The sequence below is a fragment of the Arthrobacter sp. Leaf141 genome (assembly GCF_001424565.1).
GTDB lineage: Bacteria > Actinomycetota > Actinomycetes > Actinomycetales > Micrococcaceae > Arthrobacter.
This window is the reverse complement of sequence record NZ_LMOL01000007.1, coordinates 171,344-187,706: the sequence shown is the minus strand read 5'-3', so window position 1 is coordinate 187,706 and position 16,363 is coordinate 171,344. Positions and strand designations below refer to the sequence as shown.

Here is a 16,363-nt window from a genome sequence, read left to right as displayed (position 1 = left end):
TCCGCCGGGGGTTTTTGCTGCCCGCCTTGGGACCGGACCCCAGCATCAAAACGGGTTCAGAACCAGATCCGGACCCACGCCACGGCGGCCGCGGAAACCCCGCCCAGGTGGGTCCGGGCGATGGACCAGGCGGCCATGGCCAGTCCCACCATGGCGTAGGCGCTCACGGGAATCAGCACCAGCCACTCGCGTTTGGAGCCGGCCCGCCCCAGGACCGGCAGGGACAGTGCCCCGTTGGGCCGCCAGATCTTCCGCAGCAGCGGCACTTTCCGGAAGAGCTTCGGCGGTTTGATGACAATGGGCCACAGCAGCGGCACACCGCCGGTGGTGACCAGGTCACCCAGGATGTGGACCACCACGCCGATCAGCATGGACATGGGCAGCCACGTCCACTGGTCCGGGGCGTACCAGGTCACCAGGCCGGCCATCAGCAGCCCAAAAATCCAGTTGGTCAGCCACCCGGAGGCTGGGAACAGCTTGAGGGCCTTGGCGGCGATGTTGATCATAAACATGCACAACAGCCCTGCCCCGACGGACAGCAGCCCCCACGGTGTGTCCACCTGGAACTGGGCCACGGCGACGGCCAGCAGCACAAAACATGCTGCGCCAACCACCGAGTGCGTGCCTTGCCGGTGCCCGCCGCTGGCGTTCTCGATACCCACCGCCACCGCGTTGGACAGCGGCGGCAGGGAGTTCGCGATGGTGCTGGACCGGTGGTCCCAGTCGCACACCAGGGCGGTGCCCGCCGTCGTCATCCCGCCAATCACGATTCCCGTGGCATCCAGCGGATACCAGCCCAGCGTATACGGGCCGGTGGAGGCAACCGCCACCCACGCCGCGGCACCTGCCGCGGCGTGGTGGCCACCCATCACCCCTGGCCCGCCGTCAGCGGCGCGTCGGAGAAGATGTTGCGGATCACGCCGTTGGCCCATTCCAGGATCTCGGCGTCCTGCAGGTCGCGGCCGCCGATCCTTGCCGTCTTCGGCTTGGGCAGCAGCACCGCATCAAGGGCCGGCTTGGACTGCGCGCCGGGGTACATCCGGTTCAGGCGCATCACCCGGGACTCGGGCAGCGTGGCCGGGGAGAACTTGATGAAGTTGCCCTGCAGGGCCACATCGGAGAGCCCGGCCTCGCGGGCCCCCACCCGGAAGCGGGCCACGGCCACCAGGTTCTGCGCGGGCAGCGGCGGCTCGCCGTAGCGGTCCACCAGTTCGGCCAGGACCTCATCGATGGCCTCGTGGGTCAGCGCGGACGCCAGCTTCCGGTAGGCCTCCAGCCGCAGCCGCTCCCCCGGCACGTAGTCGTGCGGCAGGTGCGCGTTGACCGGCAGTTCGATCTTCATTTCGGCTGCCTTTTCCTCGGCCTCGCCGCGGAAGTCAGCCACCGCCTCGCCCACCAGCCTGATGTACAGGTCGAAGCCCACGCCCTGGATGTGGCCGGACTGCTCGCCGCCCAGCAGGTTGCCGGCGCCGCGGATTTCGAGGTCCTTCATGGCCAGCTGCATGCCGGCGCCGAGTTCGTTGTGGGTGGCCACGGCCTTGAGCCGTTCCAGGGCCACCTCGCCCAGGGGCTTCTCGGAGGGGTACAGGAAGTAGGCGTAGGCCCGTTCCCGGCCGCGCCCCACCCGGCCGCGGAGCTGGTGCAGCTGGGACAGGCCATATTTGTCCGCACCGTCCACAATGAGCGTGTTGGCGTTGGAAATGTCCAGCCCGGTTTCGATGATGGTGGTGCACACCAGCACGTCGAAGCGCCGTTCCCAGAAGTCCACGATGATCTGTTCCAGGCGGCTCTCGGACATCTTGCCGTGGGCCACCTCCACCCGCGCCTCAGGCACCATTTCCCGGATCTTGGCGGCGGTCCGCTCAATGGTGGACACGCGGTTGTGGACCAGGAACACCTGGCCCTCGCGCATCAGCTCGCGCCGGATGGCCGCGGAGGTCTGCTTGTCCGTGTACGGGCCCACGTAGGTAAGGACCGGGTGGCGTTCCTCCGGCGGGGTGGCCAGGGTGGAGGTTTCCCGGATGCCGGTCAGGGACATCTCCAGGGTCCGGGGAATGGGGGTGGCGCTCATGGCCAGGACGTCCACGTTGGTGCGCATCTTCTTCAGCGCTTCCTTGTGTTCCACACCGAAGCGCTGCTCCTCATCCACGATCACCAGGCCGAGGTCCTTGAACTCGAAGTCCTTGGACAGCAGCCGGTGGGTGCCGATCACCACGTCCACGCTGCCGTTTTTGACGCCTTCGGCCGTCTCCTTCGCTTCCTTGGTGCCTTGGAAACGGGACAGCGGTTTGACCCGGAGCGGGAAGCCGGAGAACCGTTCGGTGAAGGTCTCGTAGTGCTGCTGGGCCAGCAGGGTGGTGGGTACCAGCACCGCTACCTGTTTGCCGTCCTGCACCGCTTTGAACGCCGCCCGGACGGCGATCTCGGTTTTGCCGTAGCCCACGTCACCGGAGACCAGCCGGTCCATGGGGATTTCCCGCTCCATGTCCGCTTTGACCTCGTTGATGGTGGTCAGCTGGTCAGGGGTTTCCACGTACGGGAAGGCTTCCTCAAGCTCCCGCTGCCAGGGTGTGTCGGGGCCGAAGGCATGCCCGCGGGACGCCATCCGGGCCGAGTACAGCCGGATGAGTTCGCCGGCGATCTCCTTGACGGCCTTCCGGGCCTTGGATTTGGTGCTGGCCCAGTCGGCGCCGCCCATTTTACTGAGCACCGGCGCGTCGCCGCCGACGTAGCGGGTCACCTGGTCCAGCTGGTCCGTGGGGACAAACAGCCGGTCGCCGGGCGCGCCGCGCTTGGAGGGCGCGTATTCGAGGACCAGGTATTCGCGGACGCCGTCGCCGCCGCCGGCCACCTTGCGCTGGATGAGCTCCACAAACCGGCCGATGCCGTGCTGTTCGTGCACCACGTGGTCCCCCGCCACCAGCTGCAGCGGGTCCACGGCGTTGCGGCGTTTGGAGGGCATCCGGCGCATGTCCTTGGTGGACCCCGGGGAGGTCCGGCCCAGCAGGTCGGCTTCGGTAAGCAGGCCCAGCTTAAGCCCGTCGAGGACAAAACCGCGTCCGACGGCGGCAGTGGTCACCTCGATGATGCCCGGCTGGGGCTCCTGGTCCAGCCGGTCCACCCGGGCGCAGGGGATGTCGGCGTCGTGGAACAGTTCGGCGAGGCGCTGGGCAGGGCCGGGACCTTCCGTGGCCACCACGATCCGCCACTGGTTGCGCACGTGGGTGCCGATGAACTCCATCATTTCGGCGACGTCGCCCTGGTAGCCGCGGGGCTCGCGGGCGTGCAGGTTCAGGACGTCGATGTCCGGCAGCAGTTCGGTGTCCTGCGCCAGCGAGGTGATGGACCACCAGGAGACCCCGTGGTCCAGGGAGGCGCTCCGGGTTTCGGCCAGGGACCGGAAACTGGCGGTGTGCAGCGCAGCGGACGCCTGTGAGCTGAGGTCCAAAGGCGCGGTGCCGCCGTCGGACGCCGTGGACCACGCCGCTTCCAGGAATTCCTCGTTGGTGGCGGCGAGGTCGTGGGCGCGGGCGCGGACCTTTTCCGGTTCGATCACCACGGCGATGGACCCGGCGGGCAGCTGGTCCACAAACGGGACCATGGCGTCCACCAGGACGGGGGCCAGGGACTCCATGCCTTCCACGGTGATGCCGCCGGCGATCTTCTCCAACATGTCGGCCGCAGCAGGCAGCTGGGCCTTCAGCGACGCTGCCCGGGACATCACGGAGGGGGTGATCAGGATTTCGCGGCACGGCGGGGCGTGCAGTTCCGTGGGGTGCTTGATGCCCGGGGCTGACAGCGAGCGCTGGTCAGCCACGGCGAACCAGCGCATCTGGTCCACTTCGTCGCCGAAGAACTCCACCCGGATGGGGTGGTCCTCCGTGGGCGGGAAGACGTCCAGGATGCCGCCGCGCACAGCGAATTCACCGCGGTGCGTGACCATGTCCACGCGGGCGTAGGCGGCGTCCGCGAGGTTCCGGACCACCTCGGTGAAGGGCCTTTCCTGTCCCACCGCAAGGGTGACGGGCACCAGCTCGCCCAGGCCGGCCACAATGGGCTGGACCACGGCGCGTACCGGCGCCACCACCACCCGCAGCGGCCCCGCTGCAGAGCCTTCGGGGTGCGCCAGCCGCCGCAGGACGGAGAGCCGCCGGCCCACGGTGTCGGAGCGGGGTGAAAGCCGCTCGTGCGGCAGCGTCTCCCAGCTGGGGAACTCCGCCACGGAGTCGGCGGGCAGGAAAGCGCGCAGCGCCGCCACCAGGTCCTCGGCTTCACGGCCGGTGGCGGTGACCGCCAGGACAACGCCGGGCGTGCCGGTACCGGCACTAGCATCCGGGTCCGCAGCCGCCGCCGTCAGACCGTCCACCATCTCGGCCAGCAGGACAGGCCGGAGTCCGGTCGGCGCGCTGATCTGGTAGTCCTGCCCGCGGACGTCGAATCCCCGCCCGGCTTCTGCCCGGACCCGGGAGAAGGACTGGTCCGGCGCGAGCGCTCGGCGCAGTCCATCCAGCGACGGACCGGCGGTGGGCGGACCGGAAAGGCTCATGGCAGGTGCTCCTGTGGTGTGCAGCGGAAAATCAGGCAAGGTGGAATCAGGCAGGCTGAATCAGGCAACGCGAAAACCCGGAATTCTTTTCGAATCCCGGGTAAACCCAGCCTACCCCGCGGCACCGACAGTCCTGCGGCTAGGCTGGGCAGAGGCGCCAGGGCGGCCGGCGGGCACCGGGAAACCTGGCCCCGCCAGCACCGGTCCAACCGGGCTGCCGCTCCGAACCTCTTGGGGATCAACGCTTGCGGACGTAGGGAGAAACCATGACGGAAACCAGCAGCAGCATCGGCCCGGCCAGGACAGTCCTGGTAACGGGAGCCACCGGTTACATCGGCGGAAGGCTGGTGCCCCGGCTCCTCGAGGCCGGCCACACGGTCAAGGTCCTGGTCCGCTCCCCCGACAAAATTGCCGGCAACCCGTGGCGGGATGACGTGGAAGTGGTCGAAAGCAGCCTGGACGATGGCGAGGCCCTGCGTGACGCGCTGGCCGGCGTCGACGTTTTTTATTACCTGGTGCACTCCATGGCGGCGGGGACGGGCTTTGAAGCCAAGGAAAAGGCCATGGCCGAAACCGCCGCGCGTGCCGCCAAGGACGCAGGTGTGCAGCGCATTGTTTTCCTGGGCGGCCTGCATCCCAGCGGGGTGGAGCTGTCCACCCACATGCGGTCGCGGGAAACCGTGGGCAAGGTCTTCCTGGACAGCGGCGTGGACTCCATTGTTTTCCAGGCCGGTGTGGTGATCGGGTCCGGCTCGGCGTCGTTCGAGATGATCCGCCACCTGTCCGAGACGCTGCCGCTGATGCCGGCCCCCAGCTGGGTGCGGAACCGGATCGAGGCGATCGCCGTCCGCGATGTCCTGCACTACCTGGTGGGCGCGGCGTCGCTGGAGGGACACATCAACAGGACCTTCGACATCGGCTGCCGCCAGGTGCTCACCTACGCCGGCATGATGAAGGCGTACGCTGCGGAGGCCGGCCTGCCCTACCGCGTGGTGCTGGCCCTGCCGGTCCCGGCGCCCAAGCTGGCCGGCATGTGGGTGGCCCTGACCACCCCCATCCCGCTGTCCATGGCCGTGCCGCTGGTGCAGTCCCTGCAGCACGACGCCGTCTCGGACGAGCACGACATTGACCAGTACATTCCGCAGCCGGAAGGCGGCCTGACCAGCTACCGCACCGCTGTGGCGCTGGCCCTGGGGAAGGAACGGGACGGCCAGGTGGTCACCACCTGGGCCAACGCCGGGGTGGCCTCCGACCCGCTGCCCAGCGACCCGGACTGGGCCGGGCACAAGGTCTACATCGACGAGCGGACCTTCCACGGCGACGTGGATCCGGCCCATGTCTGGACGATCATCGAAGGCATTGGCGGCCGGAACGGCTGGTACTCCCTGCCGCTGGCATGGCAGGTCCGCGGCTGGCTGGACAAGCTGACCGGGGGCGCGGGCCTGCTCCGCGGCCGCCGCCATCCCAAGGACCTGGCCATCGGCGAAGTGGTGGACTGGTGGCGGGTGGAGCGGATCGACCGCGGCAAGCTCTTGCGGCTGCGCGCGGAAATGCGGGCGCCGGGCCGGGCGTGGCTGGAACTCTCAGTGGAACCCGACGGCACCGGCAGCACGTACCGTCAGCGCGCCATCTTCTTCCCCAAAGGCCTGAGCGGGCGCCTGTACTGGCTCGCGGTTTTGCCGTTCCACAGCCTGATTTTTCCTGCCATGGCGCGCAATATCACGGACGCGGCGCAGAAGATTGTTGATGCGGAGCAGGCAACCGGCAACCCGTAGGATGTTGGGAGCCCGATCCGCTCCCACGTCCCTGGAGGACCCATGGCCCTGAACGCCGTCACCACCCTTCCGCATTCCGTCAACAGCGTCGCCGCCGTGCTGGTCAACGAGGATTTCCAGCGCCACGTGAGCGAGCTGGTGGGGGGCACCCTCGAGTCCTTCGCCGTGGACGGCGATGTTGCCGGTGCGTTCAGCGCCACGTCCGTACGCACCCTGCCCACCACGCGCCTGCCGGAGATTGCCCGGAAGTTCGTTGGCGAAAGCCTGAAGGTCACGCAGGTGGAGAACTGGGACGCCCCGGCGGCCGACGGTTCACGCCAGAGCAACATCTCCCTGAAGATCAGCGGCGCCCCCGTGGACGTCACCGCGGTGCAGCGCCTGGTGGCGGCCGACGGCGGCACCCGGGTTGAGCTTGAGGGCGCGGTCAAGTCCTCGGTCCCGTTCCTCGGCGGAAAAATTGCCGACGCCGCCGAGCCCATGGTGGCCAAGGCCCTGAACCTGCAGGCCAAGCAGGCGCAGGCCTGGCTGGAAAGCCACTGATCCCGTGGACCTGCCTGTTTTCCCTGCGCTCGTCCTGATCATCGCCGGCGCCTGGTCCCTCGTGGTGTGGCCGCAGTTCCTGCGCCGCGTTATGAAGGACACCCGGGCCCGGGACGCCGCCGGGAAAGCCACGAGGTTCCTGACTGTCCACGTGGTGCTGGTCAGCATCTCCATGGTGCTGGGCGCTGCCACGGCGGTCATCGGCATCATGGGGCTGCTGGGCTGAAGCCCGGCAGCGCAGCCAAGTCAGGCGGGGCAGGCCTGGCCCGCCGTGCCTGGCTGCGGCGCGGGGCCGGTCCGCACGTTCCGGAACTCAACCGGAGGGCCGCCGTCGTAATTTTTTGCCAAAGCGAAGTAGCCGCCCCGGAACGCCGCATCGGTGCTGGTAAGGCCCTGCGTGCCGCCGCGGCCGGCGGAAATCCCGGCCGCGGTGACGGCAACCTGGAACTGCTGCCACTGCCCGGCCCGCGCCGGCGCCCCGCCGGCCTCGCCCAGCACTGTGCCCGCTGCGCTGCCCCGGTCCACGCGGTAGAGGATCAGCCGGCCGTCCGGCCGGGCGTCCAGCAGGTATCCACCCTGCCCGCTGACCTGTCCGGGACGCCAAGGGGAGTCATCCGCCAGGGCGAACATGATCCCGGCACCGTACGCCTGGCCCGGCACGCCGGCCGGCCAGCGGAGCTCGAATTCCAATAACCACTCCGCCGCCTGGATGGGGCCCATGGAGCCCAGCGTGTAGGCGGCGGTGGTGGCGGACGCCATGCGCAGCGCCGATCCGGTGAACGTCGGCTGCTCCTGCCAATGGCTGTCCGCATCCCACGGCAGGTCCCCCGGCGCCCGCTGCCCGGTGGTGAACGCGTCCGCGGCGGCTACTGGCTCCCGCTGCAGGACGTAGGGGGCGTTGGCGCACATCATGCCCCGGACCCCCAGGCCCAACAAGCGGTCCCGCTCGCTTCGCCGGTGGACCTCCCAACCGATGACAGGCTTTCCGGTGGCCACAAACTGCCGGATGTTTTCTGTCGGGGCCAGGGCGGGGACGCCCAGCAGATCCACGGCATCGAAATACGCCGCCGCGCCGTCCAGGGTGCCGGAGCCGAAGTAGCCCCAAGTGGTGTACCCGTTCCTGCGCGCCTCCGCATGCGCCTTGGACTGGGCGGGCTGCTTCCACACGATGTGGTCCCGGGCGTCCGGGTAGCCCGCCAGCAGGGCCAGGATTTCCTCCTGGTTGGTGCCTTGTTTGTCCTCCAGGAAAATGACGGTGTCCGCCAGCAGGAGGTCCAGGACCTCCTGCAGTTCCGGGACCGGTTCCCGGCCGGTGGCGGGTCCCAGCCAGGCCCGGGCATCGTTCCGCAGGGTTGCCACAGTGGCCAGCGACGTGGCGGAGATCAGGAAGTCCCGGCCGGTCATCCGGGCCAGGTCGGGGTCGTGGTGGCAGATCAGGACGCCGTCCGAGGTGGCCGATACGGAGACTTCGATGGCTTTGATGCCCAGTGCGGCGGACTCCCGGTAGGCCCGGAGCGTGTGTTCGGTCCAGTTGTCACCCGAGCCGCGGTGGGCGATGTAGAAACTGGGCGTGGCCAGGAGGTCGGTGATGGTGGCGGGGCCGGCGGGGGCCAGCGGCACGTCGGCTACCGGCTGCAGGGGGACGCCGGCGGAGGTTGCCGTGGTTCCTGGTTTCCCCGTGCCGGCCAGGTCGCCGGGAACTGTCCGGTCAACGGGGTCCGGGCAGGCCTGGCAGCCCGTCAGGGACCAGGCCGCGCCGGCTGCTGCCAGGCCCAGGAACGTCCGCCGGTCAGGTCCGGTCCTCACGGGGCTGCCGCCGTCCTGGTGCCTGCGGGTTCCTCGGGGTGGCGTGCCGTCCTGGCTGCTTCCTGCCGTTCCCGGCGGGCTGCTTCCGCTGCCATCACCAACATGGCAAGCACTGTCCACACCAGGATTCCCGCTACCGAGCGGGTGGCCAGGGAACTGTACGTCTGCGGCACCGCAATCACAAGGATGGCCGCCAGCGTCAGCCCGCGGACCCGGTGGTGCAGGCCGTGCCGGAGGAGCAGAGCCACCATGGTCCCGAAGTACAGCACGGCAAAAGCGATGCCGAAGTCCACGCTGTACATCAGGAGCGGGTTTTCAAAGCTCGTCTCCAGGCCGCCCTGTACCGCCACCCGGTAGCTCGCACCGCTCCCCTGGCCCGCGATGGCGTAGTCACCCCAGTGGTTGAAGAAGTACTGCAGGGACAATGCCCTGGCCTCCGTCGAGCCTGTGTCGTCCTCAATCCTGCCCACCACACCCTCAATCAGGGGGGACGTGGTGATGAGGATCGCGGCGGCGGCAATCAGTGCCAGCAGGATTCCTTTGAGCCAGGCCGGACGGCGGGCAAAAAGCACCACCACTGCCACGCAGGCCGCCAGGACCACCAGCCCGGCCCTGGACTGGGTGATCAGGATCCCCACAATCATCAGGACCAGCAGCACCAGCTGGACCAGGTTCCGTTTCAGCCCGGCCACCAGCGGGGCAACGGCGACGATGACCAGGGACAGGGCCAGCGGCTGGTCCAGGGTCCCCATCCAGCGGTTGTTCTCCGGCTTGTACCAGTACTGCTTGCTGAAGCCCTGCTCGTAGACCAAGGGACTGTGCGTGAGCCACTGCAGCAGCGCCACTGCGCACACCGCCGCGACGAGCCACAGCAGCAGGTTCCGCAACCAGACCGCCAGGCCGGCGTCTGTGATGGAGAGGGTGAGCAGCAGGAAGAAAAACAGGACCGGCGCCACGATCTGGTCGGCCAGCAGGACCATCCCGCCGCCGGAATCAGCGGCCCGGGAGGCAAGGACCGCGGCCGCGACCACCACGGCGAGGGCCAGGAAGAGGACAAAGTGCCTGCCCAGGACCTGGCCAAAAGCGGCCGGCGCATCCAGCAGCCGGGCCAGGAAAACCGCGAGGATCAGCCAACTGGCGGCGTGCAGCGACAGCGGACCGGATGGAACGCCGGTGACCACCTGGCTGCCCACGGCGGGGACCAGGAACCAAAGGGCAAGGACAGATCCCACCAGGATCCGGGGCCGCGAGCGCAGCAGGAAAGCGGTCGCGAAGCACAGCCCGATCCATAGTCCCAGCTGCATTTATGCCACCTTGTCCATCAGCAACCCAGCCGCCGGCAACCTGGTCAGCCGCGGTGGGATCGGGTGGCCGGCACGCGGTCGCGGGCCGGGTTCTGCGCGGCGGCTGCCTTCCTGGTGGGTTCCTGCGGGCGGATCCGGCGGCGAAACCGCCCGCTGAGCCGAGGGAACGAACCCTGGCGGTGGGATTCGGCGAGCCGGTTCGGCAAGAAGGTGGCGGCGACGCCCAGCAGGGTGCTATTGACGGCGCGCAGGTTGGCCAGGGAGGCGGCCAGGATCTCCGCCGTGACGTGCTGGTGCCTGACCACCACGATCGCACCGTCGGTGACTGCTGCGAGCAGTGCGGCATCGCTCATCGGCTGCAGCGGCGTGGCGTCCACCACGATCCTGCTGAACTTCGGTGCCAGCTCCGCCAGCATGGTGCGCACGGGGCCGCCGCCCAGCAGGGCGGTGGGACGGGGCGGGACGGTGCCGGCCGCCATCACCTGCAGGCCGGGTATCCCACTTTCCTGGACCGCTTTGTCCGCGGCCACCTGGCCGGAAAGGACGTTGGACAGGCCGGTGGGCTTCGCCAGGCCAAGTTCCTGCGCCAGGCGGGGCCGCCGCAGGTCGGCTTCGACCAGGAGGACCGTGTGCCCGTTCTCTGCCCAGGCCTTCGCCAGCAGCAGCGCCACCGAGGTCTTGCCCTCCGCATATGTTGCGGACGTTACCGTGAGCGACCTCAGGCCGGCGGCCTCGGGCAGGAAATCGATGTTGGTGCGCAGCCGCCGTGCCGCCTCGGTCACCAGGGCATCATCCGGGGACCTGAGGATACGGTTCAGCGCCTTGGCATTCCGGCCGGCCGGGATGCGGGCCAGAACCCGGACTCCGCCGGCTTCCTCGATTTGTTCAGGAGTAATGAGGGTCCGGTCCAGCACGCGGCGGGTTACCGCAATCCCGATACCCAGGGCGGCACCCACCAGCAGCCCAAGTCCATAGTTCAGGCTCTCCCGGGGGGAGACCTGGCTGCCCGGTTCGGTGGGGCCGGATACAACGGTCAGCACCGTCTGCGCGGTGGTGGGAACCCGGCTTTCCTCAAGTTCGTGCACCGCCGACCCAAAATTCCGGGCTATGGCGGTGGCCGTGGCGAAGGCTTTGCCGGCGTCGGGCATGGTGACTTCCACCGTCAGCAGCAGCGTGTCCTTGTCTGCGGAGGCGCTGATGCTGGATTCTGCTTCCGGGCCGGTCACCCCCAGTCCGGTGTCGCTGACCAGGCGGGAGACGAACTGGTCGCTCTTGACCAGGGCGGCGTAGGAGACGATGCGGCCGCGGGAGAGTTCATCGGACTGCAGCGCCGATTGCCCGTTGACCGGCGGTGCCACCACAAAAAACCTGACAGTGCTTTGGTACATGGGCTGGATGGACGCGGTAAAAGCGACAGCACCGAGCAGTCCTGCCAGGGCGCACGCCACGATGATCCACCAGCCACGCACCACGGCGCGGAGATACTCTGACAAATCCAATATGGCCTCCCGGTTACGTACGCAGCCGGACGTCCCGGACCACACCGTTGGTAGGCGTTCATTATTGACCGCTGCATCCGGGCGGCGGAAGGCCGGCCGGGGCTTCCCAGCCGCAACTTTCCCTCAAGGTTGGGTCAAGGCACCCGGCCGCGGCAGCCACCGCCCCCACTATGGAACCAAGGCCGCCTGTCGGCCACTTCCTGACCCCTTCAACACTGGATGGAGGTACTGTGAACGGGCACCGGCTCTCAGTCCTGATTGCGCATCCCTCCGCAGATCTCTATGGCGCGGACAAGGTCCTGCTCGAAACAGTCGAAGGCCTGCTGCGCGGCGGCGCCCGGGTGCTGGTCACCGTGCCTGCAGAGGGCCCGCTGGTGGCGGAGCTCCAGGGCCGGGGTGCGGCGGTGGTGCTGTGCCCCACGCCGGTGCTGCGCCGGTCCATGCTGACGCCGTCCGGGGCGACGCGCTTTACCGCCGACGCGATCCGGGGCACCGCCGGAGGCATCGGACTCATCCGGCGCTGCAAACCGGATGTACTGCTGGCCAATACCAGCACCGTCCCGCTCTGGGCGGCGCTGGCCCGGCTCTGCGGCGTTCCCGCGGTGGTCCATGTCCACGAAGCCGAAGCCTATGCGCCCCGGCTCCAGCAGGCCCTGCTCGCCCTGCCGCTGTCCTTCGCCACCAGCATCGTGGCCAACAGCCAGTTCACTGCCGACACGCTGGTCCGCTCCCTGCCGAGCCTGCAGGGCAGGAGCACCGTCATCTACAACGGAGTGCCCGGGCCCGCCACGGAGGCACGTTCCAGGGGAAGGCTCGACGGCGGGCTGCGCGTGCTTTACGTCGGCCGGCTCTCGCACCGGAAAGGCGTGGACGTTGTGGTGGAGGCGATCGCGCAGCTGAACCGCAAGGGCCATCCCACGCACCTCGATGTGGTGGGCGGCGCCGTACCCGGCGCAGACGCTTACGAGTTGGACCTCCGCCAGCGGGTTGCCGGGCAGGGTGCCGGGGCATCAGTGGCGTTCCATGGGTACCAGTCGGACGTCTGGCCCTTCCTTGCGGATGCAGACGTGGCAGTGGTGCCGTCCCGGCTGGACGAATCCTTCGGCAACACGGCAGTGGAGGCGATCCTTGCGGCCCGGCCCCTGGTGGCGAGCAGTATTTCCGGGCTGCGGGAGGCCGCCGGCGCCTATGACTCGGTGCAGTTTGTGGCTCCCGGCAGCGTCCAGGGCCTGGCGGATGCCCTGGAGACGGTGGCGTCCCAGTGGGCGGTGTACCGCAGCGCCGCAGCACGCGACGCCTCCCTGGCACGGGCCAAACACAGCCCGGTCCTGTATGGCGAGGAAATGTTCCGGCATCTCAGCCAAGCAACCGGGCAGGCATGAGCCGCAACGGCTCCCCTGCCGGCCTGCACCGCGCCGAGGGGAAGCCGTCGGCCGGCAAAGGTGCAGGCGCCCACCCTGCGGGAAGTACTTTTGCGGGCCGCCCGGCTGCCAGCGGTGTGCGCTGGACCATGGCCGCAGTCATCGCCCGCCAGGGTTTCCAGATGCTGGCAGCGCTGGTCCTCGCCAGGATCCTGGGCCCGGCGAGTTACGGCATCATCTCCGCCGCCACGGTGTTCACCACCTTCGCTGCGCTGTTCCTGGACCAGGGGCTGGCCGCGGCGCTGGTCCAGCGCCCGGCCGTCAGCCGGCGCGCGGCGGGGGCCACGGCCACCCTGAACCTGCTGATGTCGGTGGCCATCGGGGTGGCCGCACTCCAGTTGGCTCCCGCCGTCGCCGGTTTTTTTGGGGCGCCGGAACTTGCCGTGCTGCTGGTGCCGCTTGCGGTTGCCATCCCCCTTAAGGGCCTGGCCATCACGCCCCGTGCCATGCTCAGCCGGGAACTGAAGTTCGCGCTGGTGGCCAGGGCGGACATCGCCGGCGCCGTGGGCGGTGCCGCCTGCGGCATCTCCTCCGCACTTCTGGGCGCCGGCTATTTCGCCCTGGCATACCAGGTGATCGCCACCGACCTGGTCACCGCCGCACTCCTGCTGGCGGCGGCGAGGGGGCCCTGGCCAAACCACCATCTGCGGGAAGTCCTGCCCATGCTGGCCTTCAGCTTCAGCGTCTTCTGCACCAACTTCCTCGCATACTTTTCCCGGAACATGGACAACGTCCTGGTGGGCCGGTTCCTTGGGCTCGCATCGCTTTCCCTCTACGGAATGGCGTACCGGATCATGGTGCTTCCGGTCCAGCTGGTGGGACAAACCATCAACCGGGTGATGTTTCCTGTCTTTTCCCGGGCCAGCGATGATCCTGCCAAGGTTGCGTTCCACCTCACCTCGGTCACCAGGATCACCGCAATGACGGCGGTGCCCCTGATGGCCTACATTGCCTGCGCCGCACCCGAGCTGGTCCAGCTGGTCCTTGGCGAGGCATGGCTGGCGGCCGCCCCGATCATCAGTGTCCTGGCCATTGGCGGTGCCCGGGAGACGGTGTTTTACATAACTCCCACCCTGATGAAGGGGCTGGGCAAGGGCGGCCTGATCCTCCGCTACGAGGTGCTCGCGGCCCTGGTCCAGGTGGGCGGCATCGTGGTGGGCCTGCAGTTTGGCCTGCTGGGGGTGGCGGTGGGCCTGGTGGGGGCCGGCCTGTTCCTGGTTCCGGTGCTGCTGCTGATCCAGGCCCGCCTGACCCAGGTCCGGATCAGCGCCCAGCTCGCGGTGATCTGGCCCGCCGTCCACGGCGCCCTGTGGGGCGCGGCCGGCTGCCTCGGCATCGGCTTGCTGGACCTTCCCCTTGCAGCCACCACGGCCCTTGGCCTGGCTGTGTTCCTCCTGCTTTTTGCGGCTGTCCTGTTCCTGTGCCACCGCAGCCACGTGGAGAAGTTCCGGCGGCAGGCAGCCGCCCTTTTTGGCAAACGGCAGGGCTTCGATCAATGAACATAACCCCGGCGAAAGGCAGGCCATGATCCAGACAGCGGAGCAGCTTGTGATTGCGGTGCTTACGTACAAGCGCCCGGAAGACCTCCTGGTGGTGCTCCCGCGCCTCCTGGACCAGGCCCGTTCGGTGGACCTGGCTGCCACCGTGCTGGTGGTGGACAACGACCCCGCTGGCAGTGCCCGGCAGACGGTGGAGGACTATCCGTCGTCGCTGGTCAAATACGTGCACGAACCCCGGCCTGGAATCGCTGCCGCCAGGAACCGGGCCATCCGCGAGGCGGTTTCCGACTCCCTCCTGGTGTTCATCGACGACGACGAGGTGCCGTCGGAGCAGTGGCTGCGGCACCTGCTGGCGCAGTACCGCGCCACGGCGGCGGCGGCCGTGGTGGGTCCGGTGATCAGTGAATATGCCGAGCCGCCCGAGGCCTGGATCCAGGCTGGCAGGTTTTTTGACCGGCGCCGGCTCGCCACCGGATCGCTGATCGACGTGGCGGCCACCAACAACCTGCTGCTCGATATGGGGAAGGTCCACGCGCTGGGCCTCGCATTTGACGAGAAGTTTGGCATTACGGGCGGTTCGGATACGCTCTTCACCCGCCGGCTTGCCCAGCTGGGCGGGACCATGGTGTGGTGTGACGAGGCCGTGGTGGTGGACCGGGTACCCACCGGCCGGCTGACGCGGGACTGGGTGCTGCGCCGGGCGTTCCGCAGCGGGAACGCCAACGTCCGGGTTGACGTTGAGCTGGCCGGTTCGGCGCCGGCACGGGCGGCAGCCCGGAGCCGGGCCTTCGCGGCGGGTTCGATCCGCGTCGCCGGGGGGACGATACGGGTTCTGGGGGGCCTGGCAGGCGGCTCCATGTCGCTCCGGGCAAGGGGCATGCGCAACATTGCCAGGGGCTCAGGCATGCTGTCCGGAGCGGCCGGGTATGTTTACAGCGAGTACCGGCGCAACTGACCAGTCTCCGTTACCGGGGCCCGACAGTCCAGCGGCGTGGCCTACGTTACAAATAAGACAGTTGGGCCCTGTGTTGAGCAGGATCACAAAAAGATTTTCCGGGACGGTTGTGGCGCTCCCTGGGTCGTTTTGCGAAGCTCCTGCTCGGGACGGCGTGTTGGTAGTTTTGACGATGCAAAAAAAGCCATCGTTACCTAACCGAAACGTGTCGATCCTTGCCCATTTGCACCGTTATCGGTTTGCAACACAACAAAACCTCAAATAGCGTTGCAGTCAACAGCCGGGGTCGGGGATGCCTACGGGAGAAGTCAGCACAGTCGAAGCGCGGTCACCCCTGCTTCGCCTTCCGGCGCAAGCCCTTTTGCTGATGCCACACGTCAGGTAGACCAGCCCGGCTTTGCCATGCGCAGCCAGGTTATGCCTCCATGTGTCTCCCCGTGCCCGGAGACGAACTCGAGAGGTACACCCTATGGCTATCAGCAAAGCCGTCAGCAAAAACATCAGGACCAGCTATGCCGTGGGCGCCGCCCTGACGGTCGCAGCACTGGCACTGTCCGGATGCTCCGAACTGTCAGCAGCCGGCATCACCGACAGCGCCGCCGTAGCGCCGGGGACCAAGGCCCCCGCAGCAGCCCCCACACAGGGCCAGGCAACGGGCACCAAAGCCCCCTCAACTTCCAAAGTAGTACCGCCTGCTCCGGCCGTCGACACCATCGACACCCCCGAGGCCCCGGCTGCAGCCCTTGCGGACACCGGCAAGTCCCCGGCATCAGCGGCGGCTCCGGCGGCCCCTGCCGCTCCTGCCGCGCAGGCACCCACCCCTGCCCCGGCCGTTGCAGCAGCACCCGTTCCGGTCGGGGCCGCCAAGGCACCCGGCACCGTGGCTGCAGCAGCTCCGGTGGAACCTGCCGACGCCGTGGCGGCTCCGGTACCTGCCACGGTTGAGACCGTGAAGGCGCCCGTCAAGGAAACCGTGGACGCTCCGGCACCCGTTGAAGCCCCCGCCCCCAGTGTGGAC

Annotated in this window: 11 protein-coding genes and 1 pseudogene; 7 read left to right on the top strand and 5 right to left on the bottom strand. The window is 68.5% G+C overall.

Annotated features, from left to right (window positions below; translation table 11 throughout):
• Positions 1-56: 56 nt before the first annotated feature.
• Positions 57-869, bottom strand: coding sequence for a metal-dependent hydrolase (locus ASF72_RS08515; RefSeq protein WP_050685060.1), 813 nt, complete (start codon positions 867-869; stop codon positions 57-59).
• Positions 869-4,546, bottom strand: coding sequence for a transcription-repair coupling factor (mfd, locus tag ASF72_RS08510; protein ID WP_056598016.1), 3,678 nt, complete (start codon positions 4,544-4,546; stop codon positions 869-871). Before mfd ends, ASF72_RS08515 begins: the two co-directional genes overlap by 1 nt.
• Positions 4,547-4,812: 266 nt before the next feature.
• Between mfd and ASF72_RS08505 the strand changes: the two genes are divergently transcribed.
• Genes ASF72_RS08505 through ASF72_RS08495 form a run of 3 tightly spaced genes read left to right on the top strand, consistent with a single transcriptional unit; the run spans position 4,813 to position 7,087 of the window.
• The gene (locus ASF72_RS08505; RefSeq protein WP_050685062.1) at positions 4,813-6,321 is read left to right on the top strand and encodes an SDR family oxidoreductase; all 1,509 of its coding nucleotides are present in this window, start codon (positions 4,813-4,815) and stop codon (positions 6,319-6,321) included.
• Positions 6,322-6,363: 42 nt separating this feature from the next.
• Positions 6,364-6,861 (top strand): DUF2505 domain-containing protein, encoded by a 498-nt coding sequence (locus ASF72_RS08500; protein WP_050685063.1) that lies wholly within the window; start codon positions 6,364-6,366, stop codon positions 6,859-6,861.
• Between the two features lie 4 nt (positions 6,862-6,865).
• Complete coding sequence (locus ASF72_RS08495) at positions 6,866-7,087, top strand: SCO4848 family membrane protein (protein ID WP_050685064.1); 222 nt, start codon at positions 6,866-6,868, stop codon at positions 7,085-7,087.
• 20 nt (positions 7,088-7,107) lie between these two features.
• Here ASF72_RS08495 and ASF72_RS08490 read toward each other — a convergent pair whose 3' ends face one another.
• Genes ASF72_RS08490 through ASF72_RS08480 form a run of 3 tightly spaced genes read right to left on the bottom strand, consistent with a single transcriptional unit; the run spans position 7,108 to position 11,470 of the window.
• Positions 7,108-8,667: a glycerophosphodiester phosphodiesterase family protein gene (locus tag ASF72_RS08490; RefSeq protein WP_056598014.1), complete on the bottom strand. Its 1,560-nt coding sequence runs from the start codon at positions 8,665-8,667 to the stop codon at positions 7,108-7,110.
• Positions 8,664-9,971 (bottom strand): O-antigen ligase family protein, encoded by a 1,308-nt coding sequence (locus tag ASF72_RS08485; protein ID WP_056598011.1) that lies wholly within the window; start codon positions 9,969-9,971, stop codon positions 8,664-8,666. The genes ASF72_RS08490 and ASF72_RS08485 overlap by 4 nt, the downstream gene beginning before the upstream one ends.
• A gap of 44 nt (positions 9,972-10,015) precedes the next feature.
• Complete coding sequence (locus tag ASF72_RS08480; RefSeq protein ID WP_162242795.1) at positions 10,016-11,470, bottom strand: polysaccharide biosynthesis tyrosine autokinase; 1,455 nt, start codon at positions 11,468-11,470, stop codon at positions 10,016-10,018.
• A 230-nt stretch (positions 11,471-11,700) separates the two neighbouring features.
• Here ASF72_RS08480 and ASF72_RS08475 point away from each other — a divergent pair, with 230 nt between their 5' ends.
• The 4 genes and pseudogenes from ASF72_RS08475 to ASF72_RS20780 form a co-directional block, all read left to right on the top strand.
• Positions 11,701-12,852, top strand: a complete 1,152-nt coding sequence (locus tag ASF72_RS08475) for a glycosyltransferase (protein WP_231686033.1) — start codon at positions 11,701-11,703, stop codon at positions 12,850-12,852.
• Positions 12,849-14,390 carry a lipopolysaccharide biosynthesis protein gene (locus tag ASF72_RS08470; protein ID WP_056598007.1) on the top strand — a complete coding sequence of 514 codons (1,542 nt, stop codon included), beginning with the start codon at positions 12,849-12,851 and terminating at the stop codon, positions 14,388-14,390. The genes ASF72_RS08475 and ASF72_RS08470 overlap by 4 nt, the downstream gene beginning before the upstream one ends.
• Before the next feature lie 25 nt (positions 14,391-14,415).
• The gene (locus ASF72_RS08465; protein ID WP_056598004.1) at positions 14,416-15,345 is read left to right on the top strand and encodes a glycosyltransferase family 2 protein; all 930 of its coding nucleotides are present in this window, start codon (positions 14,416-14,418) and stop codon (positions 15,343-15,345) included.
• Positions 15,346-15,814: 469 nt separating this feature from the next.
• Positions 15,815-16,363, top strand: a pseudogene (locus ASF72_RS20780) (hypothetical protein); the annotation flags it as partial.

Bases quoted from the DNA above. Each gene is read 5' to 3' on its own strand.
- ASF72_RS08515 (WP_050685060.1), bottom strand. From the start codon at position 869: ATGGGTGGCCACCACGCCGCGGCAGGTGCCGCGGCGTGGGTGGCGGTT.
- mfd (WP_056598016.1), bottom strand. From the start codon at position 4,546: ATGAGCCTTTCCGGTCCGCCCACCGCCGGTCCGTCGCTGGATGGACTG.
- ASF72_RS08505 (WP_050685062.1), top strand. From the start codon at position 4,813: ATGACGGAAACCAGCAGCAGCATCGGCCCGGCCAGGACAGTCCTGGTA.
- ASF72_RS08500 (WP_050685063.1), top strand. From the start codon at position 6,364: ATGGCCCTGAACGCCGTCACCACCCTTCCGCATTCCGTCAACAGCGTC.
- ASF72_RS08485 (WP_056598011.1), bottom strand. From the start codon at position 9,971: ATGCAGCTGGGACTATGGATCGGGCTGTGCTTCGCGACCGCTTTCCTG.
- ASF72_RS08470 (WP_056598007.1), top strand. From the start codon at position 12,849: ATGAGCCGCAACGGCTCCCCTGCCGGCCTGCACCGCGCCGAGGGGAAG.
- ASF72_RS08465 (WP_056598004.1), top strand. From the start codon at position 14,416: ATGATCCAGACAGCGGAGCAGCTTGTGATTGCGGTGCTTACGTACAAG.